25 protein-coding genes and 1 riboswitch are annotated in these 26506 nt (G+C 71.9%); of the genes, 13 read left to right on the forward strand and 12 right to left on the reverse strand.

The genetic code is table 11. The features are described from left to right. Positions 1-3: 3 nt before the first annotated feature. Positions 4-1254: a spermidine/putrescine ABC transporter substrate-binding protein gene (locus ABZ873_RS11820; protein ID WP_360868963.1), complete on the reverse strand. Its 1251-nt coding sequence runs from the start codon at positions 1252-1254 to the stop codon at positions 4-6. 32 nt (positions 1255-1286) lie between these two features. Then, positions 1287-2816: a gamma-aminobutyraldehyde dehydrogenase gene (locus tag ABZ873_RS11825; RefSeq protein ID WP_360869065.1), complete on the reverse strand. Its 1530-nt coding sequence runs from the start codon at positions 2814-2816 to the stop codon at positions 1287-1289. Between the two features lie 194 nt (positions 2817-3010). Here ABZ873_RS11825 and ABZ873_RS11830 point away from each other — a divergent pair, with 194 nt between their 5' ends. After that, positions 3011-3565, forward strand: a complete 555-nt coding sequence (locus tag ABZ873_RS11830) for an NADAR family protein (protein WP_360868966.1) — start codon at positions 3011-3013, stop codon at positions 3563-3565. Positions 3566-3627: 62 nt separating this feature from the next. Here the strand turns inward: ABZ873_RS11830 and ABZ873_RS11835 are convergent, their stop codons facing one another. Further along, positions 3628-4284 (reverse strand): DUF4190 domain-containing protein, encoded by a 657-nt coding sequence (locus tag ABZ873_RS11835; protein ID WP_360868969.1) that lies wholly within the window; start codon positions 4282-4284, stop codon positions 3628-3630. A 108-nt stretch (positions 4285-4392) separates the two neighbouring features. Here ABZ873_RS11835 and ABZ873_RS11840 point away from each other — a divergent pair, with 108 nt between their 5' ends. Together ABZ873_RS11840 and ABZ873_RS11845 are read left to right on the forward strand one after the other, a co-directional pair. Continuing rightward, complete coding sequence (locus ABZ873_RS11840) at positions 4393-5418, forward strand: adenosine deaminase (RefSeq protein WP_360868972.1); 1026 nt, start codon at positions 4393-4395, stop codon at positions 5416-5418. A gap of 21 nt (positions 5419-5439) precedes the next feature. After that, positions 5440-6129 carry a glycerophosphodiester phosphodiesterase gene (locus tag ABZ873_RS11845; protein ID WP_360868975.1) on the forward strand — a complete coding sequence of 230 codons (690 nt, stop codon included), beginning with the start codon at positions 5440-5442 and terminating at the stop codon, positions 6127-6129. A 27-nt stretch (positions 6130-6156) separates the two neighbouring features. Here ABZ873_RS11845 and ABZ873_RS11850 read toward each other — a convergent pair whose 3' ends face one another. The 3 genes from ABZ873_RS11850 to ABZ873_RS11860 all read right to left on the reverse strand — a co-directional run bounded on the left by ABZ873_RS11850 (position 6157) and on the right by ABZ873_RS11860 (position 9455). After that, entirely contained in the window at positions 6157-6624 is a 468-nt protein-coding gene (locus ABZ873_RS11850) for a hypothetical protein (RefSeq protein WP_360868978.1), read from the reverse strand. A gap of 76 nt (positions 6625-6700) precedes the next feature. Continuing rightward, on the reverse strand, positions 6701-7879 hold the full coding sequence (locus tag ABZ873_RS11855) for a spermidine/putrescine ABC transporter substrate-binding protein (RefSeq protein ID WP_360868981.1): 1179 nt from the start codon (positions 7877-7879) through the stop codon (positions 6701-6703). Between the two features lie 136 nt (positions 7880-8015). Further along, positions 8016-9455 (reverse strand): gamma-aminobutyraldehyde dehydrogenase, encoded by a 1440-nt coding sequence (locus tag ABZ873_RS11860; RefSeq protein WP_360868984.1) that lies wholly within the window; start codon positions 9453-9455, stop codon positions 8016-8018. Positions 9456-9624: 169 nt separating this feature from the next. Between ABZ873_RS11860 and ABZ873_RS11865 the strand changes: the two genes are divergently transcribed. From ABZ873_RS11865 to ABZ873_RS11910, 10 genes are all read left to right on the forward strand, one after another. Then, positions 9625-10128, forward strand: a complete 504-nt coding sequence (locus ABZ873_RS11865; RefSeq protein WP_266605461.1) for an Lrp/AsnC family transcriptional regulator — start codon at positions 9625-9627, stop codon at positions 10126-10128. 3 nt (positions 10129-10131) lie between these two features. Continuing rightward, the gene (locus tag ABZ873_RS11870) at positions 10132-11493 is read left to right on the forward strand and encodes an aspartate aminotransferase family protein (protein WP_360868987.1); all 1362 of its coding nucleotides are present in this window, start codon (positions 10132-10134) and stop codon (positions 11491-11493) included. Between the two features lie 205 nt (positions 11494-11698). Next, complete coding sequence (locus ABZ873_RS11875) at positions 11699-12457, forward strand: ATP-binding cassette domain-containing protein (protein WP_360868990.1); 759 nt, start codon at positions 11699-11701, stop codon at positions 12455-12457. Next, entirely contained in the window at positions 12439-13509 is a 1071-nt protein-coding gene (locus ABZ873_RS11880) for a hypothetical protein (protein ID WP_360868993.1), read from the forward strand. Before ABZ873_RS11875 ends, ABZ873_RS11880 begins: the two co-directional genes overlap by 19 nt. 26 nt (positions 13510-13535) lie before the next feature. After that, complete coding sequence (locus ABZ873_RS11885) at positions 13536-14627, forward strand: Rossmann fold nucleotide-binding protein (protein ID WP_360868996.1); 1092 nt, start codon at positions 13536-13538, stop codon at positions 14625-14627. Between the two features lie 80 nt (positions 14628-14707). Beyond that, complete coding sequence (locus tag ABZ873_RS11890; protein ID WP_360868997.1) at positions 14708-15610, forward strand: hypothetical protein; 903 nt, start codon at positions 14708-14710, stop codon at positions 15608-15610. A gap of 129 nt (positions 15611-15739) precedes the next feature. After that, positions 15740-16381 carry a hypothetical protein gene (locus ABZ873_RS11895; protein WP_360869000.1) on the forward strand — a complete coding sequence of 214 codons (642 nt, stop codon included), beginning with the start codon at positions 15740-15742 and terminating at the stop codon, positions 16379-16381. Between the two features lie 121 nt (positions 16382-16502). Next, positions 16503-16769, forward strand: coding sequence for a ferredoxin (locus tag ABZ873_RS11900; protein WP_360869002.1), 267 nt, complete (start codon positions 16503-16505; stop codon positions 16767-16769). Next, positions 16766-18169, forward strand: a complete 1404-nt coding sequence (locus tag ABZ873_RS11905) for an FAD/NAD(P)-binding oxidoreductase (RefSeq protein ID WP_360869005.1) — start codon at positions 16766-16768, stop codon at positions 18167-18169. The genes ABZ873_RS11900 and ABZ873_RS11905 overlap by 4 nt, the downstream gene beginning before the upstream one ends. A 37-nt stretch (positions 18170-18206) precedes the next feature. Continuing rightward, positions 18207-19457 (forward strand): cytochrome P450, encoded by a 1251-nt coding sequence (locus ABZ873_RS11910; RefSeq protein ID WP_360869008.1) that lies wholly within the window; start codon positions 18207-18209, stop codon positions 19455-19457. On the opposite strand, the gene ABZ873_RS11915 is transcribed toward ABZ873_RS11910, so the two are convergent. The 6 genes from ABZ873_RS11915 to frr all read right to left on the reverse strand — a co-directional run bounded on the left by ABZ873_RS11915 (position 19454) and on the right by frr (position 26491). Continuing rightward, complete coding sequence (locus tag ABZ873_RS11915; protein WP_360869011.1) at positions 19454-20500, reverse strand: ABC transporter ATP-binding protein; 1047 nt, start codon at positions 20498-20500, stop codon at positions 19454-19456. The genes ABZ873_RS11910 and ABZ873_RS11915 overlap by 4 nt on opposite strands. Next, complete coding sequence (locus ABZ873_RS11920) at positions 20500-22116, reverse strand: iron ABC transporter permease (RefSeq protein WP_360869068.1); 1617 nt, start codon at positions 22114-22116, stop codon at positions 20500-20502. Before ABZ873_RS11920 ends, ABZ873_RS11915 begins: the two co-directional genes overlap by 1 nt. A gap of 107 nt (positions 22117-22223) precedes the next feature. Next, complete coding sequence (locus ABZ873_RS11925) at positions 22224-23324, reverse strand: thiamine ABC transporter substrate-binding protein (protein WP_360869014.1); 1101 nt, start codon at positions 23322-23324, stop codon at positions 22224-22226. An 85-nt stretch (positions 23325-23409) separates the two neighbouring features. Continuing rightward, positions 23410-23519, reverse strand: a riboswitch (TPP riboswitch). A 58-nt stretch (positions 23520-23577) separates the two neighbouring features. After that, positions 23578-24693 (reverse strand): 23S rRNA (adenine(2503)-C(2))-methyltransferase RlmN, encoded by a 1116-nt coding sequence (gene rlmN, locus ABZ873_RS11930; protein WP_360869017.1) that lies wholly within the window; start codon positions 24691-24693, stop codon positions 23578-23580. 164 nt (positions 24694-24857) lie between these two features. After that, positions 24858-25934 carry a phosphatidate cytidylyltransferase gene (locus ABZ873_RS11935; protein ID WP_360869020.1) on the reverse strand — a complete coding sequence of 359 codons (1077 nt, stop codon included), beginning with the start codon at positions 25932-25934 and terminating at the stop codon, positions 24858-24860. Beyond that, a complete protein-coding gene (gene frr, locus ABZ873_RS11940) occupies positions 25934-26491 on the reverse strand; it encodes a ribosome recycling factor (RefSeq protein WP_030028670.1) in 558 nt (185 codons plus the stop codon). The genes ABZ873_RS11935 and frr overlap by 1 nt, the downstream gene beginning before the upstream one ends. Positions 26492-26506 lie beyond the last annotated feature (15 nt).

Below are 26506 nucleotides of genomic sequence, written 5' to 3' on the forward strand. Positions count from 1 at the left end.
GGCCTAGGCGCCGATGAGTTTGGCGAACTTCTCCTCGTACGCCGTCTCCTCCTCGCTCGTGAGGGAGCGGAAGGCGTGGGACTTGGCGGTCATCGCCTTGTCCGGGACGATCAGGGTGTTCTCGGCGAGCCCGGCGTCGATCTTCGCCAGCTCCTCGCCCACGCCCTCGACCGGGCAGACGTAGCTGATGTACGCGGCCAGCCGGGCGGCGACCGGGAGCTCGTAGTAGTAGTCGATGAGCTGTTCGGCGTTGGCCTTGTGCCGGGCCCCGGCGGGGACGAGCAGGTTGTCGCTGGAGGTGATGTAACCGGCGGCGGGCACGGCGAACTTGATGTCCGGGTTGCCCTCCTGGAGCTGGATGACGTCGCCCGCCCAGGCCAGGCAGGCCGCGAGGTCGCCCTTGTCGAGGTCGGAGGTGTAGTCGTTGCCGGTGAAGCGGCGGATCTGGTTCTTGTCCACGCCCTTCTGGAGCCGGCCGACGGCCTCGTCGAAGTCGGCGGTGGTGAAGGAGGCGGGGTTCTTGCCCTGGTCGAGCAGGGTCATGCCGACGCTGTCGCGCATCTCGGTGAGGAAGCCGACGCGGCCCTTGAGGGAGGGGTCGTCGAGCAGCTGGGTGACCGAGTCGACCTTCTTCCCGCCGGTCGCCTTCTCGTTGTAGGCGATGACGGTGGATATGCCGGTCCAGGGGTAGCTGTAGGCGCGGCCCGGGTCCCAGTCGGGGCTGCGGAACTGCGGGGACAGGTGGGCGTAGGCGTGCGGCAGGCGCGCCGGGTCCAGCTTCTGGGCCCAGCCCAGCCGGATGATGCGGGCGGCGAGCCAGTCGGTGACGACGATCAGGTCGCGGCCGGTGTCCTGGCCGGCCGCGAGCTGCGGTCTGATCTTGCCGAAGAACTCGACGTTGTCGTTGATGTCCTCGCTGTACTTGACCTGGATCCCGGTGCGCTGGGTGAACTCCTCCAGCGTGGGCCGGGACTTCTCGTCCTCGCTGGTGTCCATGTACTCGGTCCAGTTGGAGAAGACGAGCTCCTTCTCCGCGGCCGAGTGGTCGTCGGAGGCCGCGGCCGCGTCCCCGGGGCGTTTGGCCGGCGGGATACCGCAGCCGGCCAGGGCGGAGAGCCCGCCGAGGGTGAGCGCTCCGACGCCGGAGGCGCGCAGCAGCGAGCGGCGGGTGAGGGCGCCGCGCCCGCCGGTGAGGCTGCGCCGCATCGCGGCGAGTTGCGCCGCCGAGAGGCGGCCGGGCTCGAACTGCTCCATGCTGTGTGGCCTTTCGGGAGGAGTACCGCTGGTCAGGCGGTGGGCGGCTGTCGGTCCCCGAAGATGGTGCGGTGCCAGTCCTTCGCGGCGACCGCGGTGTTGTCGTACATCACATGCTTGACCTGCGTGTACTCCTCGAAGGAGTAGGCCGACATGTCCTTGCCGAAGCCGCTGGCCTTGTAACCGCCGTGGGGCATCTCGCTGATGATCGGGATGTGGTCGTTGACCCAGACGCAGCCCGCCTGGATCTCCCGGGTGGCGCGGTTGGCACGGTAGAGGTCCCGGCTCCAGGCCGAGGCGGCGAGACCGTAGGGGGTGTCGTTGGCGAGGGCGATGCCCTCGTCGTCGGTGTCGAAGGGCAGGACGACGAGGACCGGGCCGAAGATCTCGGACTGGACCACCTCGCTGTCCTGGGCGGCTCCGGTGACGAGGGTGGGCCGGTAGTAGGCGCCGTCGGCCAGTTCCCCGCCCGGCACCTCGCCGCCGGTGACGACGGTGGCGTAGCCGCGGGCGCGCTCGACGAAGCCGGCCACGCGGTCGCGCTGGGCGTGCGAGACGAGCGGCCCGAGGTCGGTGGTGGGGGCGAAGGGGTCGCCGAGGCGGACGGTCTCCATCAGCTCGGCCACCCGGGCGACGAAGGCGTCGTGCAGGGGGCGCTGCACGTAGGCGCGGGTGGCGGCGGTGCAGTCCTGGCCGGTGTTGATGAGGGAGGCGGCGACGGCGCCGTGCGCGGCGGCCTCCAGGTCGGCGTCGTCGAAGACGAGGAAGGGGGCCTTGCCGCCGAGCTCCAGGTGGAGCCGCTTGACGGTGGCGGTGGCGATCTCCGCGACGCGCTTGCCGACGGCGGTGGAGCCGGTGAAGGAGGTCATCACCACGTCGGGGTGGCCCACCAGGTGCTCCCCCGCCTGGCGGCCCGCGCCGGTGACGATGTTGATCACGCCGTCGGGCAGTCCGGCGTCCTTGGCCGCCTGCGCGAACATCAGCGAGGTGAGCGGGGTCAGCTCGGCGGGCTTGAGGACGATGGTGTTGCCCGCCGCGATGGCCGGGAGGATCTTCCAGGCGGCCATCTGGAGCGGATAGTTCCAGGGGGCGATGGAGCCGACGACCCCGATCGCCTCCCGGCGTACGTAGGAGGTGTGGTCGCCGGAGTACTCGGCGGCGGCCTGCCCCTGGAGGTGGCGGGCGGCGCCCGCGAAGAAGGCGGTGTTGTCGATGGTGCCCGGTACGTCGAACTCGGTGGACAGCTTGAGCGGCTTGCCGCACTGGAGGGATTCGGCGTACGCGAAGTCCCCCGCCTGCTCGGCCAGTACGGCGGCCAGCCGGTGCAGGGCGTCCGAGCGCTCGCCGGGGGTGGCCCCGGACCAGCCCGGGAAGGCCCGCCGGGCGGCGGCCACGGCGGCGTCGACGTCCGCCGTGCTCGCCAGCTCGTAGGTGAGGACCTCGTCCCCGGTGGCCGGGTCGATCACGGTGTGTGACCGGCCGGAGGTGCCGGACCTGAGCTGTCCGTCGATGTACTGCGCGCCGTCTGCGAAGCGGTCCTTGACCTGGAAGCGGTTGCCCATCACGCTCTCACGCTCTCCGTAGCTACAGTTCGAGCTACAGCTCGAATTGAGTGCCGATCCTGGCAGAGGTGATGCCCTCGGCCAAGTGATTCCGTTGTTGCCTTTTGATTACGCGACGGAATCGGTCGACCATGTGTCGAGGCGCGCCGGAAATCCCGTACGAAGTGTCCGTGGCGGGTGCCAGACTCGCGTGCATGGAGATGATCGAGGACCTGATCAAGCAGGTCAGTAGCGGTGAACGGGTGAAGTACCTGCCCTTCTGGGGCCACCGGCCGCTGCCCGACGGCCGGCTCGGGCCGAGCTGCCTGAGCCAGTGGTGGCCCTCGCCCTTCACTGTCGGTGACGTCCGGTACGAGACGGCCGAGCACTGGATGATGGCCGGGAAAGCACGGCTCTTCGAGGACGCACGGGCCGAGCGCGACGCGGTGGCGGCGAGGACCCCCGCCGAGGCGAAGAAGGTCGGGCGGCTCGTGCGCGGCTTCGACCCGGCGGTCTGGGAGCGGGAGCGGTTCGCCCTGGTGGTCGAGGGCAGCGTCCACAAGTTCGGCTCCGACCCGGCGCTGCGCGGCTATCTGCTGGGCACCGGGGAGCGGGTGCTGGTGGAGGCGAGCCCGATGGACCGGATCTGGGGCATCGGCCTCGCCGCCGACGACGAGCGGGCGCTGGACCCGGCCCGGTGGCGCGGGCTGAACCTGCTGGGCTTCGCCCTGATGGAGGCCCGCGGCCGGCTGCGCGCGAGCGCCGCCTGACGGGCCGCGCCCTGCGGGCCGCCGGTCGTCCCCAGTTACCCGGCCCCGGCCCCGGCCCCCGGTCAGACCTTCTCGCGGACCCGGGAGTTGTCGTACGGGCTGGGCGGGACGTCGTCGGTCGGGCCCTGGTCCATCAGGCCCACGAACAGGGCGGCCGTCATCAGCGCGCCCAGCGCGATACCGACGGCGCCGAGGATGATGCCCGCGAGGGCCATCCCGCCGTTGTCGGCCTCGCCGCGGGTGGCCTTGCCCTTGCCGACGGCCCCGAAGACGACCGCGGCGATGCCGAGCGCGAGACCGATCAGGCCGACGACGCAGCCGAGCACCGAGAGGATGCCGAGCACGAGGGCGGTGACCCCGAAGCCGTTGCTGAGCGGCCGGCCGTACGCCGGGTAGGCGCCCGGGGCCGGGTAGCCCGCCGGATATCCCGCGTCACCGGGGTACCCGGGGTGCGCCGGCTGCGCGGAGTACCCCGGGGCGCCCGGGTAGCCGTAGCCGGGCGGGGTCGGATATCCGTAGGCCGGCGGGGCGGCGCCGGCTATCGCCTGCGGCGGCGGGGGCGGCTGCGCGCCCGGCATCCCGGCGAGCGTCGGCCCCTCGTGCACGGACGGCGGGGGCACGGCCCCGCCCGGCGGGTTCTGCTGCTGTTTGCCCAGGTCCACCACCGGCCGCTCGGGCGGCGCCCACGGGTCTCGCGGCCCGGAACTGCTGTCACTCATGCGGAGCCCCCTCTCGTACAGCCATGCTACGGGCTGCCACCGACGGTCACGGGCGTGCCTACGATGAGGGGTCCTGCCCGCACCCGCGTCCTTCCGGAGGCATCCCCCATGACCGACCTGCACCCCTTCATCGCGGGGCTGCCCAAGGCCGAACTGCACGTGCACCACGTCGGATCGGCGTCCCCGCGCATCGTGTCCGAGCTGGCCGCGCGCCACCCCGACTCGAAGGTACCGACCGATCCCGAGGCGCTGGCCGACTACTTCACCTTCACCGACTTCGCGCACTTCATCGAGGTCTACCTGTCGGTGGTCGACCTGGTCCGGACCCCCGAGGACGTCCGGCTGCTGACCTTCGAGGTCGCCCGCGACATGGCCCGGCAGAACATCCGCTACGCCGAACTGACCATCACCCCCTACTCCTCCACCCGCCGCGGCATCGACGAGACGGCCTTCATGGCCGCCATCGAGGACGCCCGCCTGGCCGCCGAGAAGGAGCTGGGCGTCATCCTGCGCTGGTGCTTCGACATCCCCGGCGAGGCCGGCCTGGAGGCCGCCGCCGAGACCGCGCGGCTCGCGGTCGAGCACCGCCCCGAGGGCCTGGTCTCCTTCGGGCTCGGCGGACCCGAGATCGGCGTCCCGCGCCCGCAGTTCAAGCCGTACTTCGACCAGGCCCGCGCCGCCGGCCTGCGCAGCGTGCCGCACGCGGGCGAGACCACCGGGCCGGAGACCGTCTGGGACGCCATCCGCGAGCTGGGCGCCGAGCGCATCGGCCACGGCACCAGCGCCACCCAGGACCCGGAGCTGCTGGCCTACCTCGCCGAGCACCGGATCGCCCTGGAGGTCTGCCCGACCTCGAACATCGCGACCCGCGCGGTGACCGACCTGGACCGGCACCCGGTCAAGGAGATGGTCGCGGCGGGCGTGCTCGTCACCATCAACAGCGACGACCCGCCGATGTTCGGCTCCGACCTCAACAACGAGTACGCGGTGGCCGCCCGGCTCCTCGGCCTGGACGAGCGCGGTCTCGCGCAGCTCGCCAAGAACGCCGTCGAGGCGTCCTTCCTGGACGAGCCCGGCAAGGCGAAGCTCCACGCGGAGATCGACACGTACACGAGCGAATGGCTCGCACGCTGAAATCCCCCTGAGAATGGGGGCATGCGCACCCTGACTGCCGTCGGCCACCGCGGCGATCCCTACCGGTTCCCCGAGAACACCCTGCCCTCGATCCGCTCCGCCTTCGCCCGCGGGGCGGACGCGGTCGAGATCGACGTGAGACTGACCCGGGACGGGGTGCCGGTCCTGCTCCACGACGAGTCGCTGCGGCGGCTGTGGGGCCATGACGTACGGCTCGACGAGGTCTCGGCGGCGCAGGTGAAGGAGCTGACGGAGGGTGGGGTGCCCACCCTCCGCGAGGCCCTGACGGCCGCCGGGCCCGGCCGGCTGATGCTCGATCTGCCCGGGGCCACGCCGGAGGCGGTCCGTACGGTCGTGGGCCAGGTCCGCGAGTGCGGGGCGGGCGAGCGCACGTACTACTGCGCGGGCCCCGACACGATGCTGGCGGTCCGGGCCGCGGACCCGGGCGCGGAGATCGCGCTGACCTGGACCACGCTGTCCCCGCCGCGCCGGGTGCTGATCGACGCGGTGACCCCGCGCTGGCTCAACTACCGCTTCGGGCTGGTGAGCCGGGAGCTGACGGACGCCCTGCACCGGGACGGGCTGCTGGTGTCGGCCTGGACGGCGGACACCCGGCGGACGATGAAGGCCCTGCTCGCGGCGGGTGTCGACGCGATCACCACGAACCGGGTGGACACCCTGACGGCCGTCCGGTCCCGCTTCGGCCGCTGACCCGGAGGGCCCCGTACCGCGTACCGGTCACGGGACCGGCAGCGCCTCCAGCCGCTTGATCATGCGGCGCAGGACCAGCAGGGGGATGACGCCGAAGACGCCGAAGGCCATGTCGATGACGCTCCACCAGCCGGGGATGCCCCGGATCGGGCCGCAGATCAGGGCCAGGGGGATGACCCCGGCGCAGGCGATCATTCCGGCGTCGACGATCCAGAGGTTGCGGACCGGGTCGCGGTACACCCCGTAGAAGAAGACGGCTATGACGAGGTGGGCGAAGGCGAGCCAGTCGGTGCCGTAGAGGAGGAAGGGGTAGTCGGCGTCGGCCCGGTCCAGGCCGTCGCCGACCCGGCGCAGCCACTCGTGGTCGATCAGGGCGTTCGCCCAGCGGAGCTCGGTGACCAGGGGGAAGGCGGTGAGCCCGCTGAGGACCAGGCAGACGAGGAACAGGATCAGCCAGGCACGGATACGCCGCTGGAGGGCGCTTCTCTCGCTCATGGAAGAAGCCTACACGCGGAATTGAACACGTTCAGCACATTTCCTGAACGTGTTCAATCCGCTGTGCGCGGGGCGGTCAGAGGCCGACGATCGCGTTCCACCTGCGGGCCAGGGCGCGGCGCTCCACGGAGGTGATGTCCCGGGCCACCGCCAGCCGCCGGCGCATCTCCTCGTCCGGGAAGACCAGCGGGTTCCCGGCGAGTTCGGCACGCTCCCGGTCGCCGGAGCCGGCCAGGACCTCGCGGGCCGCCGGGACCGGGCAGACGTAGTTGACGGAGGCCGCGAGCTCGGCGGCCACCTCCGGGTCGTAGTAGTGGTCGACCAGGGCCTCCGCGTTGGCCTTGTGCCGGGCCAGGTTGGGCACCAGCAGGCTCTCCGCCCAGAGCTCGCCGCCCTCCTCGGGCACCACGAACTCGATGTCCGGGTTGTCCGCCTGGAGCTGGATGGCGTCACCGGAGTACGCCTGGCAGGCCAGCACGTCGCCGCTGCTCAGGTCCGAGGTGTAGTCGTTGCCGGTGAAGCGGCGGATGTGCCTGCGGCGCACCAGGTCCTCGACGCGGTCGCACATCCGGTGGAAGTCGGATTCGGTCCAGCGCGTGACGTCCACCCCGTCCCCCTGCATCAGCAGGGCGAAGGACTCGTCGAGACCGGAGAAGAGGGTGACCTTGCCCGCCAGGTCCGGCTTCCAGAGATCCCGTACGGACCTGATCTCGCGGCCCAGCGCCCGGCGGTCGTAGGCGATCCCGGTGATCCCGGACTGCCAGGGGACGGTGTGCAGCCGGCCCGCGTCGAAGGCGGGGGACCGCAGCTGCGGGTCCAGATGGCGGCCGACGTTGGGCTGCGCCTCCCGGTCCATCCGCTGCGCCCAGCCGAGGTGGACGAAGCGGGCGGCCATCCAGTCACTGACCACGACCAGGTCGTGGCCGGTGTCCTGGCGGTTCATCAGGGCCGGGCCGACCTTGCCGAAGAACTCGTCGTTGTCGTTGATCTCCTCGGTGTAGCGGACCTCGATGCCGGTCCGCCGCGAGAAGGCGTCCAGCGTCGGCCGGCGCTCCTCGTCCTCCTCGTCGGTGTCGATGTAGAGCGGCCAGTTGGAGAAGGAGACGCTGCGCTCCCCCTCCGAGCGGTCCGGGCCCCCGCGCCGCTCCTCGGGTACGTAGGCGGCGGGCACCCCGCAGCCGGTGAGTGCGGCCGACAGGCCCGCGGCACCGAGTCCGGAGAGCATCGCACGGCGGGAGAAGGCGAGTTCAGGCATGCGCACAGCCTCGGGGAACGCAAAAGGGGCGGGCAATAGACAGGGTGTCTACTGCCCGCCCCCACAACGCTCAGCTGTGAACGGTGTGCGCGGCGCGGCCCGTCAGCAGGCGGGCACGGTCAGCCGTCTAGCACGGTCAGCCGTCGAGCGAGGTCATCACGTGCTTGATGCGCGTGTAGTCCTCGAAGCCGTAGGCGGAGAGGTCCTTGCCGTAGCCGGACTTCTTGAAGCCGCCGTGCGGCATCTCGGCGACGAGCGGGATGTGGGTGTTGATCCACACGCAGCCGAAGTCCAGGTTCTTCGACATCCGCATCGCGCGGCCGTGGTCCTTGGTCCACACGGAGGAGGCGAGGGCGAACTCGACGCCGTTCGCGTACTCCAGGGCCTGGGCCTCGTCGGTGAAGGACTGGACGGTGATGACGGGGCCGAAGACCTCGTTCTGGATGATCTCGTCGTCCTGCTTGAGGCCGGAGACCACGGTCGGGGCGTAGAAGTAGCCCTTGTCGCCGACCTGGTGGCCGCCCGCCTCGACCTTGGCGTGCGCGGGCAGGCGCTCGATGAAGCCCGCGACCTGCTTGAGCTGGTTGGGGTTGTTCAGCGGGCCGTAGAGCACGTCCTCGTCGTCGGGCGCGCCGGTCTTGGTGTCGGCGGCGGCCTTGGCGAGGGCGGAGACGAACTCGTCGTGGATGGACTCGTGCACGAGCACGCGGGTGGCGGCCGTACAGTCCTGGCCGGCGTTGAAGTAGCCGGCGACGGCGATGTCCTCGACGGCCTTGGCGATGTCGGCGTCCTGGAAGACCACGACCGGGGCCTTGCCGCCGAGCTCCAGGTGGACGCGCTTGACGTCCTTCGACGCGCTCTCGGCGACCTGCATGCCGGCGCGGACCGAGCCGGTGATGGAGGCCATCGCCGGGGTGGAGTGCTCGACCATGGCCTTGCCGGTCTCGCGGTCACCGCAGATGACGTTGAAGACGCCCTTGGGCAGCACCGAGTCGATGATCTCCGCCATCAGCACGGTGGAGGCGGGGGTGGTGTCCGAGGGCTTGAGGACCACGGTGTTGCCCGCGGCGATGGCCGGGGCGAACTTCCACACGGCCATCATCATCGGGTAGTTCCACGGCGCCACCTGGGCGCATACGCCGACCGGCTCGCGGCGGATGATCGAGGTCATGCCGTCCATGTACTCGCCGGCCGAGCGGCCTTCGAGGAGCCGGGCCGCGCCCGCGAAGAAGCGGATCTGGTCCACCATCGGCGGCAGCTCCTCGCTGGCCGTGAGGCCCAGCGGCTTGCCGGTGTTCTCCGACTCGGCGGCGATCAGCTCGTCCGCCCGCGCCTCGAAGGCGTCGGCGATCTTCAGCAGCGCCTTCTGGCGCTCGGCGGGGGTGGTGTCGCGCCAGCCCGGGAAGGCGGCCGCGGCGGCGGCCATGGCGGCGTCGACATCGGCCTGGCCCGAGAGCGGGGCGGTGGCGTACACCTCGCCGGTGGCCGGGTTGACCACCTCGGTGGTGCGCCCGTCGGCGGCGTCCTTGAACTCCCCGCCGATGTAGTTGCGCAGACGACGCAGTTCGGTGGTCACTCCAGCCACACTCCTGATCACATGTCCAACGGTTGAGACAAATACCAAGCCTAGCCCCTACGCGGAGGCTTTCGACAGGCCCGGACGGCACCAACTACGAAATCAGTGACATCGGAGTCGCCAAACAACGAATTTCATCGGTTCCGTCTTGCGGAACAGACGACTCCTCGTGCACAGTGAGCTCGTGGTCAGTCGAAGCGCAGATTCCAGGAACAGACAACCGTCCCCTTCGGTCGATGCTGTGTCCCTGGCGATCATCGAGCAACTGCAGGAGGACGGCCGCCGTCCCTACGCCTCCATCGGCAAGGCCGTCGGCCTCTCCGAGGCGGCCGTGCGCCAGCGCGTGCAGAAGCTGCTCGACCAGGGCGTCATGCAGATCGTCGCCGTCACCGACCCGCTCACCGTGGGCCTGCGGCGCCAGGCGATGGTCGGCATCAACGTCGAGGGCGACCTCGACCCGGTGGCCGACGCGCTGACCGCGATGGCCGAGTGCGAGTACGTCGTGATGACCGCGGGGTCGTTCGACCTGATGGTGGAGATCGTCTGCGAGGACGACGACCACCTGCTCGAAACGATCAACAAGAAGATCCGCACGCTCCCCGGCGTGCGATCAACCGAAAGCTTCGTTTACCTGAAGCTGAAGAAGCAGACCTACATGTGGGGAACTCGATAGCCCGTGAGCCAGGACCTCTCCAAGACCGCGTACGACCACCTGTGGATGCACTTCACCCGCATGTCCTCGTACGAGAACGCACCCGTCCCCACCATCGTGCGTGGTGAGGGCACCTACATCTTCGACGACAAGGGCAAGCGCTACCTCGACGGTCTCGCCGGACTGTTCGTGGTCAACGCCGGTCACGGCCGCAAGGAACTGGCCGAGGTCGCCTACCGCCAGGCCCAGGAGCTCGCCTTCTTCCCCGTGTGGTCCTACGCCCACCCGAAGGCCGTCGAGCTCGCCGAGCGCCTGGCGCAGTACGCCCCGGGCGACCTGAACAAGGTCTTCTTCACCACCGGCGGCGGCGAGGCCGTCGAGACCGCCTGGAAGCTCGCCAAGCAGTACTACAAGCTGCAGGGCAAGCCCACCAAGTACAAGGTCATCTCGCGTGCGGTGGCCTACCACGGCACCCCGCAGGGCGCCCTGTCCATCACCGGCCTGCCGGCCCTCAAGGCCCCCTTCGAGCCGCTGGTCCCCGGCGCGCACAAGGTGCCGAACACCAACATCTACCGCGCCCCGATCTACGGCGACGACCCCGAGGCGTTCGGCCGCTGGTGCGCCGACCAGATCGAGCAGCAGATCCTCTTCGAGGGCGCCGACACCGTCGCCGCCGTCTTCCTGGAGCCGGTGCAGAACGCCGGCGGCTGCTTCCCGCCGCCGCCCGGGTACTTCCAGCGGGTCCGCGAGATCTGCGACGAGTACGACGTGCTCCTCGTCTCCGACGAGACCATCTGCGCCTTCGGCCGCCTGGGCACGATGTTCGCCTGTGACAAGTTCGGCTACGTGCCCGACATGATCACCTGCGCCAAGGGCATGACCTCGGGCTACTCCCCGATCGGCGCCTGCATCATCTCGGACCGCCTCGCCGAGCCCTTCTACAAGGGCGACAACACCTTCCTGCACGGCTACACCTTCGGCGGGCACCCGGTGTCCTCCGCGGTGGCCATCGCCAACCTCGACATCTTCGACAAGGAGGGCCTCAACCAGCACGTGCTGGACAACGAGGGCGCCTTCCTCAAGACGCTGCAGAAGCTGCACGACCTGCCGATCGTCGGCGACGTCCGCGGCAACGGCTACTTCTACGGCATCGAGCTCGTCAAGGACAAGGACACCAAGGAGTCCTTCACGGACGAGGAGACCGAGCGCGTGCTCTACGGCTTCCTCTCCAAGGCGCTCTTCGAGAACGGCCTGTACTGCCGGGCCGACGACCGCGGCGACCCGGTCATCCAGCTGGCCCCGCCGCTCACCGCCGACCAGGGCACCTTCGACGAGATCGAGGGCATCCTGCGCACGGTGCTGACCGAGGCGTGGACCAAGCTCTGAGCGGCTTCCACCGGACCGGCACCGCTCTGTGAACAGTCTGAGGGTGCAGTAGTCCGATCACACGGCCCGGATCCTTCGTTCGAGTGAGAACGCGAGGGTCCGGGCCGTGTGCTGTCACCGTCCGGGCGGTTCATCTCTTTACATCGCAGTGGCGCCGGTGACCGATGCGGGCGCCGTTTCGTTCCCCCGGACGGAGGTGTACGCCATGGTGTCCCCACCGGACATCGCCCCGCCTGACAATGACGTCCTCTGGGCGAGTTCCCTGCACTACTCCCACAACGGTGCCCCCGGTCTCGCCGGGGTCTCCCTCGGCGTGCGCCAGGGCGAGATCCTGGCCCTGACCGGCCCCCGCGGCAGCGGCAAGACCACCCTGCTGCGCTGCCTCTCCGGGCAGCTGCGCCCCTCCGAGGGCGAGATCTTCTTCAACGGCGTCCCCGTGCACGCCCTGGGCGACCTGGCCCGGGAGCGGCTGCGCCGCGACCGCTTCGGCTGGATCGGCCCCGTGCCGCAGCTGCTGCCGGAGCTGAAGGTGTGGGAGAACGCGGCGCTGCCGCTGCTGCTCTCCGGCTCCTCCCACCGCGCCGCCAAGCAGGCGGCCTGCGCCTGGCTGGACCGGTTCGACATCGCGGGACTCGCCCGCAAGCGGCCCGCCGCCCTGACCCGCGCCGAGTGCCAGCGCGTGGCCCTGGCCCGGGCCCTGGTCACCGTGCCCTCGGTGATCTACGCCGACGAGCCGGCGGCCCCGCTGCACCGCGCCGAGGGCGCACTGCTGCTGCGGGCGCTGACCACCGCGGCCCGCTCCCACGAGATCACCGTGCTGCTGGCCACCGACGACGAGGCCACCGCCGCCGTCGCCGACCGGGCCGTGGCCCTGGTGGACGGCCGGCTCGCCTCCGCGGCTCCCGCCGCCCCGGCGCTCCCCGACACCCCGGAGGGCCAGGCCGCGTGCTCGCTCTCCGCCTAGCCCGCGGCTCCCGGCCCGTCGTCCAGGCCCGGCGCCTGCTCGTCGCCGCCGCCTCCGCCGGGACCGGCTTCCTGCTGCTGTGGGTGCTCGCCTCCGCCGTCGACCGGCCCGCCGGATCGTTCCCTCGCCTGCTGTGGGCGCTGATCCCGGTGGCCGTCACCGTCCACCTCGCCGTCACCGTGGCCCGTGCCGACCCCGCGACCCGGCCCCGCGAGGGGCTGGACGCCGCCGGGCTGGGACCCGTACGGCTCGGGATGGCCGCGGCGATCTCCACCGCCGTCGCCTGCGCCCTCGGCAGCGCCGTCGCCCTGGCCGTCTTCCTCCACCTGCGCGGGGACCTGTCCGGGCTGCCCTTCGACGGGGCCGGGGCCCGCCTGCTGCACGGGGACCAGCCGCTGCCGCTGGCGGCCGCCCTCACCCTGCTGGCGCTGGTCCCGCTGGCCGCCTCGGCCGCCACCGTGCTCGCGCTGCGCCCGCACCGGGCGCTGTCCCCGCAGGCCGCGCTGCCCTGGGGGATCACCCTCACCGCCTGCGGTTTCGCCGTCGAGGCGTACGGGGGCCGCGGGCTCGGGATGCTCGCCGGCTGGTCGCTGACCGCCGTCGGCCTCGCCCTCGCCGGTCCGGGCCTGGCCCACGCCGGCGGCAGCCTGCTCCAGGCGGTACGGCCGGGCGGGCTGCGGCTGCTGGCTGGGCGGGCCCTGCAGGAGCAGGCGCCCCGGATCGGCCCGGCGCTCGGTGTGCTGTGCTCGGTCGCGGCCGGCGCCCTGACCGCGCTCGCCCTGCGCGACCGGGGCGGGCTCCAGGTCCCGCTGGGGCCGCTGACCTGGCCGGCCGTGACCTTCGTCGCCCTGTGCGCCACCGCGACCCTTCTCACATCGGCGGTGGAGGGGCGCCGTGGCGGACCCTCCTGGCGGGAGGCCCTGCTCGACCTGGGCGCCCCCGCCAAGGTCCTGCGTACGGCGGCCGGTCTGCGGGCCACGGCCCTCGTCGCGGTGTGCCTCCCGCTCAGCTTCGGTGTGGCACAGCTGACGTCCCTGGCACTGACCCGCTGACCCGGACAGCCCTTAGGGTGGGCCGAATGGTCAACCCAGACATCGAGATCGAGACGCTCGCCGAATTCGACCAGGTCGCGGCGCGCGGCTCGCTCAGCGGCTACCGGATCCAGTCGGTCAACCTGCTGGAGCGGACCTTCGCCCTGCTGTCCGCCGACACCTCGGCGGCCGTGTTCCTCGGCTGCCCGATGGAGCCCGACGCGGCGGCGAAGGTCCGCGCCGACGGCGCGCTGGTCTTCCCGCCCGTCCCCGGTCTGCCCTTCGACCCGTACCGGGGCCTGCTGTACACGCCGGAGGAGCTGTTCACCGGCCTCCCCGGCGGGTACGAGGCCACCCCGGACGCCGAGGCGTACGCCTGGTTCCAGGAGACCAAGGCCGACGGCGACATCTACTCCTCGATGCTGCGCGCCCTGCACGACGACGCGATATCCGACGCCCTCGACGAGCACCTGGCCGGTGCCCGCGTGGTCGGCGTCATGGGCGGCCACGCCCTGTCCCGCGGCGGTACGGACTACCGGGGCGCGGCCGAGCTGGGCCGGACCCTGGCCCGCTCCGGGCTGACCGTCGCCACGGGCGGCGGCCCCGGCGCGATGGAGGCCGCCAACCTCGGCGCCTACCTGGCGCCCGCCCCCGACGAGGCCCTGCCCGAGGCCCTGGAGATGCTGGCCAAGGCCCCCTCCTTCACGCCGTCGGTGTCCGACTGGGCGACCGCGGCCTTCGCCGTACGGGAGCGCTGGCCCGCCGGCGGCGACTCGGTCGGCATCCCGACCTGGTTCTACGGGCACGAGCCGCCGAACGCCTTCGCCGGCCATGTCGCGAAGTACTTCGCGAACGCCGTCCGGGAGGACGGGCTGCTGGCCCGCTCCAACGCCGGTGTGGTCTTCCTGCCCGGCGCGGCCGGCACCGTGCAGGAGATCTTCGACAACGCGACCCCGAACTACTACGCCTCGCGCGGCGAGCCGACGCCGATGGTGCTGGTCGGGCGTACCCACTGGACCGAGCAGCTGCCGGCCTGGCCGCTGCTGCGGGCGCTGGCCCGCGGCCGGGACATGGAGTCGCGGATCGCGCTGGTGGACTCGGTGGACGAGGTCCCGGGCGCACTCGCCGCGATGAGCTGAGCCGCGCAGGCAACTTCCGGGCCGATTCCCACGTCTGGCAGAGGTACCGCACAACCTGCCAGACGTGAACGGAGCCCTCGGTGCTCATTGGCTTGCTGACCGCAGTCGCGGCGTCCATCTGCTACGGCACGGGCTCCGTGCTGCAAGCCGTCGGATCCCGCCGCGCCGCCCGGATGTCCCCGGCGGCCGCCGGGGTGACCGCGCACGGCGGACCGAATCTGTCGTCCACCGCGAAAGCGGCGATGACCTGGGAGTTCATCCTCGGCACCATCCTGGACTTCGTGGGCTTCGGGCTCGGCGCCCTGGCGGCCCGGCTCCTTCCGCTGTTCCTGTCCCAGACGGTGATCAGCGCCAACCTGGTGATCACCGCCGTGCTCAGCGTGAAGATGCTGGGCATCCGGCTGAGCCGCAAGGAGTGGGCCTCGATCGCCACGGTCTGCACCGCCCTGGTGCTGCTGGCGACGGCGGCGGGCCACGAGGGCGGCCACCACGCGCCGATGTCCACGCACTGGTGGCTGCTGGGCATCACCGTGCTGCTGATGGCGGGCGGCACGGTGGCCGTACGCCTCCTCGGCGGCGGGGCGGCGATCCTGGCGGGCCTGCTGTCGGGCCTGGGCTTCGGCGCCCTCGGCGTCGGCGTGCGCATCCTCGACGGCGTCGACCCCTTCGACCTGGGCACCCTGCTGGCCGACCCGGCCCTCTACGCCATCCTGGTGGCCGGTGTCGGCGGCATGTACCTGCACACCGTCGCCCTGCAGATCGGCTCGGTGAACGGGGCCACGGCGGCGCTGGTCGTCGGGGAGACCGTGCTGCCGGGGGCGATCGGCGTGCTCTGGCTCGGGGACGCCTCCCGGCCGGGGCTGGCCTGGCTCGCGGTCCTCGGCTTCGTGATGGCGGTCGCGGGCGCCGTGGCGGTGGCCTGGTACGGCAAGCACGAGGCGGCGGAGGAGGAGAGCGCCCCGGTGCCGCAGCCGGTCGGCTGACGGCCCGGCGGAGGGCCCGGCGGGCGGCCCCACCGGCGGCCCGCCGGGTGGCGTCACCCGGTCGGCCGCCCCCGGTGGTGGCTCCGCCCCCGCTGCCGCTTGCTGGAGCGGGGGAGAGAGTGAGGGGCCATGGAGCCCACGACCGACCGGCTCAAGACCCCGCGGGCCGCCGGCCTCGCGGGCGTCGCCTTCGCCCTGCTGCTCGCGGCGGCCATCGTGCTGCTGCGCATCGCCGTGCCCTCGGGCAGCGCCGACGAGACCATCGACCCGGACCGGCGCTGGGCCATCCAAGTGGCCCTGGAGATCGTGCCCTTCGCGGGCATCTTCTTCCTCTGGTTCATGGGCGCCCTGCGCGCGCACACCGGCCCGGCCGAGGACCGCTTCGTCGCCACCGTGTTCCTGGGCAGCGGCTTCGTCTTCGTCGCCACCCTGTTCGCCGCCGCGGCCGCCGCGGGCACCGTGCTGTCCGAGGCCACGCCCTCCGACTTCGGCCGCCACTACGCCTACACCCTCCTCGCGACGTACGCCATGCGGGTGGCGGCGGTGTTCGTCCTCGCCACCTCGACCATCGCCCGCATGCTCGGGGTCTTCCCCCGGTCGCTGGCCCTGCTGGGCACCCTGATCGGCCTGGTGCTGCTCGTCATCGGCTCCGGGGTGCCCTGGTCCGAACTGCTCTTCCCCTTCTGGGCGCTGGTCATCAGCCTGCACATCCTGCGGGGCCGCCGAGGCAACCCGCCGGCCGCCCCCGAAGCCCGCCCGGACCCCGCCTGACCCCGCCTGAGCTGGGGTGACGTACTCCGGCAGGCGGCCCCGGGGCCCCACGTGCATGCTGGTGACAGGGGAGGACCCGGGGGTGACGGGGAGGAACAGCCGAGGGAAAGGCAGATCCGTCATGAGGCTTGTCGTCGACCTCAACCGCTGCCAGGGATACGCCCAGTGCGCTTTCCTCGCTCCCGATGTCTTCGCCATGCACGGCGACGAATCGCTGCTCTACAACCCGCAGGCGCCCGCCGAGCAGCGCGAGGACGTCCTGCGCGCCGTGGCCGCCTGCCCGGTCCAGGCCATCCTCCTCGAACTCACCGACGAGGACATGGCGCACCTGCCGGCCGCCGCGGAGGCCGCGGCCGCCGCCGGCCCTGCCCCCGGAGGAACGCGGTGACCGCAGCCGGAACGCACGACGGAGCCCTGGAGCGCCTCAAGCGCGACGGCCGCATCGTCATCGTGGGCGCCTCGCTGGCCGGCCTGCGGGCCGCCGAGACCCTGCGCGACAAGGGCTTCGCCGGTTCGCTCACGCTGATCGGCGACGAGCCGTACGAGCCGTACGACCGGCCCCCGCTGTCCAAGCAGGTCCTGCTGGGCAACGCGGTCGCCGACCACACCGCGCTCCCCCGCCGCCGGGCCGTCGACGCCGAGTGGCGGCTCGGGGTGCCCGCCACGGGCCTGGACATGTCGGCCCGTACGGTCCGGCTGGGCGACGGCGAGGAGGTCCCGTACGACCGGCTGCTCATCGCCACCGGGGTGCGTGCCCGGCCCTGGCCGAACGAGGAGGAGGGCTCCCTGGAGGGGGTCTTCGTCCTCCGCACCCGCGACGACGCCGAAGGGCTCCAGCGGGCCCTGGCGGCGGGCCCGCGCCGGGTGCTCGTCATCGGCGCCGGATTCACCGGCTCCGAGATCGCCTCCGCCTGCCGGGAACGCGGCCTGGAGGTCACCGTCGCCGAACGCGGCGGGGCGCCCCTGGTCGGCGCGCTCGGCGGGGTCATCGGCGAGGTGGCCGCGGAGATGCACCGCGAGCACGGGGTCGACCTGCGCACCGGGGTCATGGTGACCTCCCTGGAGGGCGACCCCTCCGGGCGGGTGCGCGCCGCCCACCTCTCCGACGGCTCCACCGTCGAGGCGGAGGTGGTGGTCGTCTCGCTGGGCGCGCAGCGCAACACCGAATGGCTCGCCGGTTCGGGCCTGGGGGCCGGGCCGCGCGGCATCGCCTGCGACGCGGGCTGCCGGGCCTTCGACATCCGGGGCATCGTCACCGACGACATCTATGTGGCGGGTGACGTGGCACGTTCCCCGCACGCCCTGTTCGGCTACCAGTTTCTGTCGCTGGAGCACTGGGGCAACGCCGTGGCCCAGGCCGACACCGCCGCGCACAACATGCTCAGCGAGAGCGCCGACCGCCGACCCCACCTGTGGGTCCCGGCCTTCTGGTCCTCGCAGTTCGGTGTGAACATCAAATCGGTGGGGGTGCCGCCGATGGGGACGGAGATCCTCATCACCCAGGGCTCCCTGGGCGAGCGTCGGTTCGCGGCCGTGTACGGCTACCAGGGCCGGGTGATCGCGGCCGTCACCTTCGACAACTGCCGCTGGCTGCCCTTCTACGAGCAGCAGATCGAGAGCACCGCGCCCTTCCCGCCGCCCTTCTCCACGGTCGACCGCCGCCCCGAGGGCAACAAGCCGCGGCCGGCGGACTTCCCGGACCCCTCGGTCCCCACGCACGGCCCCACCATCACCCTCAGCGGCTACTCGCCGGCCGACCGGAAGATGACCTTCACCCCCGGACGATGACCTTTCACGAGGATCACGAGGATCACGAGGACCCGTCATGACCCAAGCCATCCTGCGGGAGATCATCGACTACGCGAACCGGGCGAATCCGTACCCGCTGTACGAGGAGCTGCGCAAGAACCCGGTGTCCCACGACGGGGACGGCCCGTACGTGATCAGTACGTACTACGAGATCCACAGCCTGCTGCACGATCCGCGGATCAGCTCCGACTCCCGCAACCTCAAGTCCAGCGGGGACGACCCCCTGAGCGGCCAGGACGAGGAGGCGGGAGCGGCGGCCCTGCCCCCGTCCTTCCTCAAGCTGGACCCGCCCGACCACGACCGCCTGCGGCGTATGACGAACCGGCCGTTCGGGCCGCCGCACGCCCCGCACCGGGTGCACGACATGCGCGAGGAGCTGGGGGGCCTGGTCTCCGGGCTGATCGACTCCATCGCCAAGGACGGGAACCTGGACCGGGTGGACCTGGTCGACCAGTTCGCGTACCCCTTCCCGGTCACGGTGATCTGCCGGCTGCTCGGGGTCCCCCGCGAGGACGAACCGCGCTTCCACGTCTGGGCGGAGACCCTGGCCGCCAGCCTGGACCCGGACCCGGACGCCGATCCCGCCGAGCGCGGCAAGGGCTCCATGGACGCCCGCATGGAGCTGGGCATGTACCTGGCCGGGCTGATCGAGGAGCGCCGCAAGAACCCGGGCGACGACATGCTGTCCCAACTCGCCACCGCGGACGGCCCGGACGGCGCGATGACGACCATGGAGGCGCTGAGCACCTCCGCGCTGCTGCTCATCGCGGGCCACGAGACCACCGTCAACCTCATCACCAACGGCATGCTGACGCTGCTGCGCCACCCGGACGTCCTGCGGCGGCTGCGCGAGAACCCGGACCTGGCGGTCCCGATCGTCGAGGAACTGCTGCGCTACGAGCCGCCCGTGCAGCTGCTGCCGCAGCGCACCACCCTGTCGGACGTGGAGATCGGCGGGGTCACCATCCCCAAGGGCGCCTCGCTGTGGCTGATGCTGGCCTCCGGCAACCGCGACCCGAAGCGGTTCGAGAACCCGGACCGCTTCGACCCCGACCGCCCGGACATCCAGCACCTCGGCCTCGGCAGCGGTATCCACAGCTGCTTCGGCGCCCCGCTGGCCCGGCAGGAGGCCCAGCTGGCCCTGAGCGAACTGGCCCGCCGGCTGGAGAACCCCCGCCTGCTGGAGGACCCGCCGACCTACCGCCAGAACGCCGTCCTCCGCGGCCCCCGCCACCTCCCGATCGCCTGCGACGGCATCCGGCCCTAGACCGCCTCTTCCGGTTCCTCGGGCAGGAGGACCACCTCGGCCGGGGCGAAGGTCACCGCGACCTCCTCGCCCTCGGCCGGGGCCCCGGCCAGCGGGCACTCCGCCTCCAGCGGTGGCCCCGTACGCGGGCGCAGCCGGAGGGTGACGTGCGTACCGCGGAAGGTACGGGACTCCACCGCGCAGCGCAGGCCGTCCGGGCCGGGCACCACCCCGGCCGGGCGGACCAGCAGCCGCTGCTCGCCCTGCGGTGATCCGGCGGGAACGGGGATCTTGCCCCAGGCGGTCACCGCCCACGGGCCCGAGACCGTCGCCGGGACCACGTTCTCGAAGCCGAGGAAGCGGGCGACGAACTCCGAGGCGGGCCGCTGCCACACCTCCAGCGGGGTCCCGGCCTGGGCGATCCGGCCGTCCCGCATCACCACCACCCGGTCCGCCAGGGCGAACGCCTCCCCCTGGTCGTGCGTGACGGCCAGCACGGTGGTGCCCAGCCGCGAGAACAGGCCGCGCAGCTCCACCACGAGCCGTTCGCGCAGGCCCCGGTCCAGCTGGCCGAGCGGTTCGTCCAGCATCAGCAGCCGCGGCGAGGGGGCCAGCGCGCGGGCCAGGGCCACCCGCTGCTGCTCGCCGCCCGAGAGGGAGGCCACGGCCCGGCCCTGGGCGCCGGGCAGCCCGACCAGCTCCAGCAGTTCCGCGACCCGGGCGGCGGAGGCGGCCCGCCCGTCGCCGCGCATCCGCAGGCCGAAGGAGACGTTCGCGCCGACGTCGCGGTGCGGGAAGAGCTGGTGGTCCTGGAACATCAGGCCCACGCCCCGCCGGTGCACGGGTACGGCGGCCTGGTCGGCGCCGCCGAGCAGCACCCGGCCCCCGGAGACCTCCTGGAGGCCCGCGACCACCCGCAGCAGGGTGGACTTGCCGCTTCCGCTCGGGCCCAGGACACACACGATCTCGTGCTCGGCGACCGCGAGGTCCACCCGGTCCAGGGCGGGCCCGGCCGCGCTCCCGCCGAAGCGGACCGAGACCCCTTCCAGGCGCAGCAGGCTCATCAGAACTCCCCGGAGGTGTTGTCGGGTCGCAGTCGCTCCAGCACCAGCAGGGACACCGCGCACACCAGCATCAGAATCGTGCTCAGGGCCATCGCCTGCCCGTAGTTCAGCTCGCCGGCCCGCCCCAGCAGCCGCGCCACGGCCACCGGGAGCGTCGGCCGGTCCGGCCGCGCGATGAAGACGGTCGCGCCGAACTCCCCGAGGGAGACGGCGAAGGCGAACCCGGCCGCGATCAGCAGCGCCCGCCGCACCAGCGGCAGGTCCACCTCCCGCCAGGCCCGCAGCGGCGAGGCACCGAGCACGGCGGCGGCCTCCCGGAGGCGGCCGTCGACGGCGCGCAGGACCGGCAGCATGGTCCGTACGACGAAGGGCACCCCCACCAGCGCCTGCGCCAGCGGCACCAGGATCCACGAGGTCCGCAGATCCAGCGGCGGCTCGTCCAGGGTGATGAGGAAGCCGAAGCCCACGGTGACGGCGGACACCCCGAGCGGCAGCATCAGCAGCGCGTCGAAACCGCGGGTGAAGGCCCCGCCGCGGCGGGTGAGGGCGGCGGCCGCGAGCCCGCCGACGAACAGGGCGATCCCGGTCGCGGCCAGCGCGTACTGCAGGGAGTTCCCGATCGCCTCCAGCGGCGGCACCAGGAAGGTCCCGCCCCCGGCGCCCGCTTCGCCCAGCGCCCGGTAGAAGCCGAAGCCGTAGCCGCCGGGGGCGTCGAGGGAGCGCTCGACGAGCACGCCCAGCGGCAGCACGATCAGCAGCGCGACGGTCAGCAGCACCCCGCCGAGCAGGCTGCGCTGCGCCCAGCCGCGCGGCGGGTGCGTGGTGCGGCCGGGGTCCACCAGCCGCAGCGCGGTCTCCCGGCGGCGCACGGTCCAGGCGTGCACGGCGAGGATCGAGCCGATCGCGGCGAACTGCACCATCGTCAGCACGGCGGCGGTCGGCAGGTCCAGCAGCTGCGCGGTCTGCCGGTAGACCTCCACCTCCAGGGTGGAGTAGGCGGGCCCGCCGAGGATGAGCACGACGCCGAAGGAGCTGAAGGTGAACAGGAAGACCATCAGCGAGGCGGCGGCCACCACGGGCGCCAGCGCCGGCAGGGTCACCCGCCGCCAGGCCGTGAAGCGCCCGGCGCCGAGGACCCGGGCGGCCTCCTCCTGGCGCGGGTCGAGCTGGGCCCACAGCCCGCCGACCGTGCGCACGACGACGGCGTAGTTGAAGAAGACGTGCGCGAGGAGGATGGCCCACACGGTGGTGTCGAGCCGGACCCCGAGCGTTTCGTCCAGCAGCCCGCCACGCCCCAGCAGGGCGAGGAAGGCCGAGCCGACCACCACGGTCGGCAGCACGAAGGGCACGGTCACCACGGCTCGCAGCAGCTGCTTGCCGGGGAACTCGAAGCGCGCGAAGACATAGGCGCCGGGCAGCGCGATCACCAGGGTGAGCACGGTGGACACGAGCGCCTGCCAGGTGGTGAACCAGAGCACGCCGGCGATGTCCGGCCGGCCCAGCACCTCGCCGAAGCGGCCGAACTGCCATCCGTCGTCGGTCCTGAGGCCCCGGCCCACGATCGCGGTGACCGGGTAGGCGAAGAACAGGCCGAAGAAGGCCAGCGGCAGGGCCATCAGGGCCAGCCGTACGAGCGCCGCCCGCGGTCCCCCGGCCGCGGACGGGACGGGGCCCGGCGCGGCGCCCCCCGACGCCGCACCCGTGCCCCTGCCTGCGGTGCCGCCTACTTCACGACGGTCGAGGTCCACGCCTTGACCCACTGCTCACGGTTCTTGGCGATGTTCTCCGGAGTGACGTTCTCCGGCTTGTCGATCACCACGCCGTGCTTGGTGAACAGCTCCGGCAGCGCGGCGTCCTTGGTCACCGGGTTCACGAACATCTGGAGCGGCATGTCCTCCTGGAACTTCTTGCTGATCAGGAAGTCCAGCAGCGCCTTGCCGCCCGCCTCGTTCTTCGCGCCCTTGAGCAGGCCCGCGAACTCGGTCTGGCGGAAGCAGGTGCCGGTGGAGACGCCCGTGGGCGCCTCGGCCGGCTGGGGCTCCCCGTACAGCACCTCGACCGGGGGGCTGGAGGCGTAGGAGACGACCAGCGGGCGGTCGCCCTTGGCCTTCTTGCCGCCCGCGGAGCCGGAGAAGCGCTCGTTGTACGCCTGCTCCCAGCCGTCGACGACCTCGACGCCGTTGGCCTTGAGCTTGGCCCAGTAGTCCTTCCAGCCGTCCTCGCCGTACTTGCCGACGGAGGCGAGCAGGAAGCCGAGGCCGGGCGAGGAGGTCGCGGCGTTCTCGGTGACCAGCAGGTTCTTGTACTCGGGCTTGATCAGGTCGTCCAGCGTCTGCGGCGGGGCGAGCTTCTTGTCGGCGAAGTACGCCTTGTCGTAGTTGACGCAGATGTCGCCGGAGTCGACGGGGGTGACCCGGTGCTCCTTGTCGAGCACGTACTCGGGCTTCACCCCGTCCAGGCCCTTGGCCTCGTACGGGGTGAAGATCCCGTTGTCGAGGGCGCGGGAGAGCAGGGTGTTGTCCACGCCGAAGAAGACGTCGCCGCGGGGCGAGCCCTTGGTCAGGATCTCCTGGTTGAGCGCGGTGCCCGCGTCCCCGGACTTGAGGACCTTGACGGTGTAGCCGCTCTCCCTCTCGAACTCCTTGAGGACCGTGTCGGTCACGTTGAAGGAGTCGTGGGAGACGAGGGTGACGGTGGTGGACTTCGGGGCGTCGCTCGCGCCCGCGCCCTTGTCCTTGGTGTCGCCGCCGCCGCAGGCGCCGAGCGTGGTGACGCCCAGCGCGGCCGCGAGCGTGGCGCCCGCGATCTTCCTGGTGGTGCTCACTGGTGAATTCCTCCTGGGATGTCCAGGAGAAGACGCGGCCCTGGCCGGCGCTCTCTCGGAGCGGACGCCGGGCAGGGCGCAACAGCTTGAGTGGTGACCGAACTTCCTACCCCGAATGACCGGGGCGAGGTTCAGAGGGTCTGCGGATGACGGATACCGCACTCTCAGCGCTGTGGCGCTCCCCTGTCGGAATATGAAATTGGTTCGGCCACAGGGTACCCCGTGGCCGAATCGCTTCGAACAGAATCGGAACCTAGCGCTCCGAAGCGGCCAGCTGGCCGCACGCGCCGTCGATCTCCTGCCCGCGGGTGTCCCGTACGGTCACGGGCACGCCGTGCCGGGCGATCGCCTCGACGAACGCCTTCTCGTCCTCGGGCCGCGAGGCGGTCCACTTGGAGCCGGGCGTCGGGTTCAGCGGGATCAGGTTGACGTGCACCCGCTTGCCCTTGAGCAGGCGGCCGAGGAGGTCGCCGCGCCACGCCTGGTCGTTGATGTCGCGGATCAGGGCGTACTCGATGGAGATCCGGCGGCCGGACTTCTCGGCGTACTCCCAGGCCGCGTCCAGGACCTCGCGGACGTTCCAGCGGGTGTTCACCGGGACCAGGGTGTCGCGCAGCTCGTCGTCGGGCGCGTGCAGCGAGACGGCCAGCCGGCACTTGAAGCCCTCGTCGGCGAAGCGCAGCATGGCCGGGACCAGGCCCACCGTGGAGACGGTGATCCCGCGCTGGGACAGGCCCAGGCCGTCGGGCTCCGGGTCGGTCAGGCGGCGGATGGCGCCGACGACGCGGTTGTAGTTGGCCAGCGGCTCGCCCATGCCCATGAAGACGATGTTCGACAGCCGCGCCGGGCCGCCGGGGACCTCGCCGTCGCGCAGGGCGCGCATGCCGTCGACGATCTGGTGCACGATCTCGGCGGTGGACAGGTTGCGGTCCAGACCCGCCTGGCCGGTGGCGCAGAACGGGCAGTTCATTCCGCAGCCGGCCTGCGAGGAGATGCACATGGTGACCCGGTCGGGGTAGCGCATCAGCACGGACTCGACCAGCGTGCCGTCGTGCAGCTTCCACAGGGTCTTGCGGGTGGTGTCGTCGTCGCAGGAGATGTGCCGGACGACGTTCATCAGCTCGGGCAGCAGCTCCTGCTGGAGCTTGCTGCGGGAGCCCGCGGGGATGTCCGTCCACTCCGCCGGGTCGTGCGCGTAGCGGGCGAAGTAGTGCTGGGAGAGCTGCTTGGCCCGGAAGGGCTTCTCACCGATCGCGGCGACCGCCTCGCGGCGCTCGGCCGGGGTCATGTCGGCGAGGTGCCGGGGCGGCTTCTTCACCCCGCGGGGAGCGACGAAGGTGAGCTCACCCGGAGCGGGACGGGGGGCCATGCGGTACTCCTCAGTACGACGAGGTGGGGGTCACCCCGCGCGTCGCAGGGCCGGTCCGCGGCGCGGCCGCTGGACGGAAAGGGCGCGCCGCATCACGCGGCGCGCCCTCCAGGATAACCCGACCCGCTCCCGTCGGCCGGTGCCGCCGGAACCGGCCGCCCGGCTCAGCCGGTGCCGACGAAGGCCGCCAGCAGCAGCCACACCACCGGGGCGGTGGGCAGCAGCGAGTCCAGCCGGTCCATGATGCCGCCGTGCCCCGGCAGCAGGGTGCCCATGTCCTTGATGCCCAGGTCCCGCTTGATCATCGATTCGCCCAGGTCGCCCAGCGTGGCGGAGACCGCGACCGCCAGGCCGAGCAGCAGGCCCTGCCACCAGGCGCCGCCGTCGATCAGGAACTCCATGCAGAGCGCGCCGGCCACCATGGCGAAGGCCACCGCGCCGAACAGTCCCTCGCGGGTCTTCCCGGGGCTGATGCGCGGCGCGAGCTTGGTCTTGCCGAAGCGCCAGCCCACCGCGTAGGCCCCGGTGTCGCTGACCACGGTCAGCAGCAGGAAGGTGATCACGCGCTGTGGGCCGTCGTCCGGCGTCAGCAGCATCGCGACGAAGGTGGCCAGGAAGGGCACGTAGAACGCGGCGAAGGCGCCGGCCGTGACGTCCTTGAGGTAGTCCTCGGGCGGCTCGGTCATCCGCCAGACCAGCACCGCCAGCACGGTCAGGGCCATGGCGATCCAGGCGCCCTCGGCCCCGCGGACGTACCCGGCGATGACCATGGCGGCGCCGCCGACCGCGAGCGGGACCAGCGGGGCCTTGATGCCCTTCTTCTCCTGGAGCCGGGAGGTCAGCTCCCAGAGGCCGACGACCACCGCGACCACGACCACCCCGACGAAGACCGCCTTGACGATCAGCAGCGAGGCGAAGATCACCGCACCGAGACCGACACCGACCCCTATCGCGGCCCGCAGGTCCCGTCCCGCGCGCTTCTTCGGCGGCGGAGGCGAGGAGTCCTGCGGCTGCTGGGCATGCGGGGGCGGGGGGCTGGGCATGGGCTCCTGCGGCGGCGTATCGGCGCGGAAGAGGGAGCCGCCGTCCGAGGCGGCCCCCCGATCGCGTGCTTCCCGGTCGTCGAAGTCACGGCCGGCGGCATCGGGCACGAAGTGCATGGGCCGAGTGTGAGGGCCCACCTGCGCATCGTATGCGGGACCCGCCGGAACCGGCTCCGGCTGCCAGGAAGAGTCGTTCATCAGACTTCGAGGAGCTCGGCTTCCTTGTGCTTGAGGAGCTCGTCCACCTGCGCGACGTACTTCGCGGTGGTGTCGTCGAGCTCCTTCTCCGCGCGGCGGACCTCGTCCTCGCCGGCCTCCTTGTCCTTGACCAGCTTGTCGAGGGCGTCCTTGGCCTTGCGGCGCACGGAACGGATGGAGACCTTGGAGTCCTCGGCCTTGTTCTTGGCGACCTTGATGTACTCCTTGCGACGCTCACCCGTCAGCTCGGGGAAGGTCACCCGGATGATCCGGCCGTCGTTGCTCGGGTTGACCCCGAGGTCGGAGTCGCGGATGGCCTGCTCGATGTTGCGCAGCGCGGACGCGTCGAACGGCGTCACGATGGCCATGCGCGGCTCGGGGACCGCGAAGGAGGCGAGCTGGTTGATGGGCGTGATGGCGCCGTAGTAGTCCGCCACGATCTTGTTGAACATCGCGGGGTGCGCACGGCCGGTGCGGATCGCGGCGAAGTCCTCCTTCGCGACGACGACGGCCTTCTCCATCTTCTCCTCGGCCTCGAGGAGGATTTCTTCGATCACCACGTGCTCCTGCAT

Origin of the sequence: Streptomyces sp. NPDC047014 (genome assembly GCF_040644195.1) — a bacterium.
Classification (GTDB): domain Bacteria; phylum Actinomycetota; class Actinomycetes; order Streptomycetales; family Streptomycetaceae; genus Streptomyces.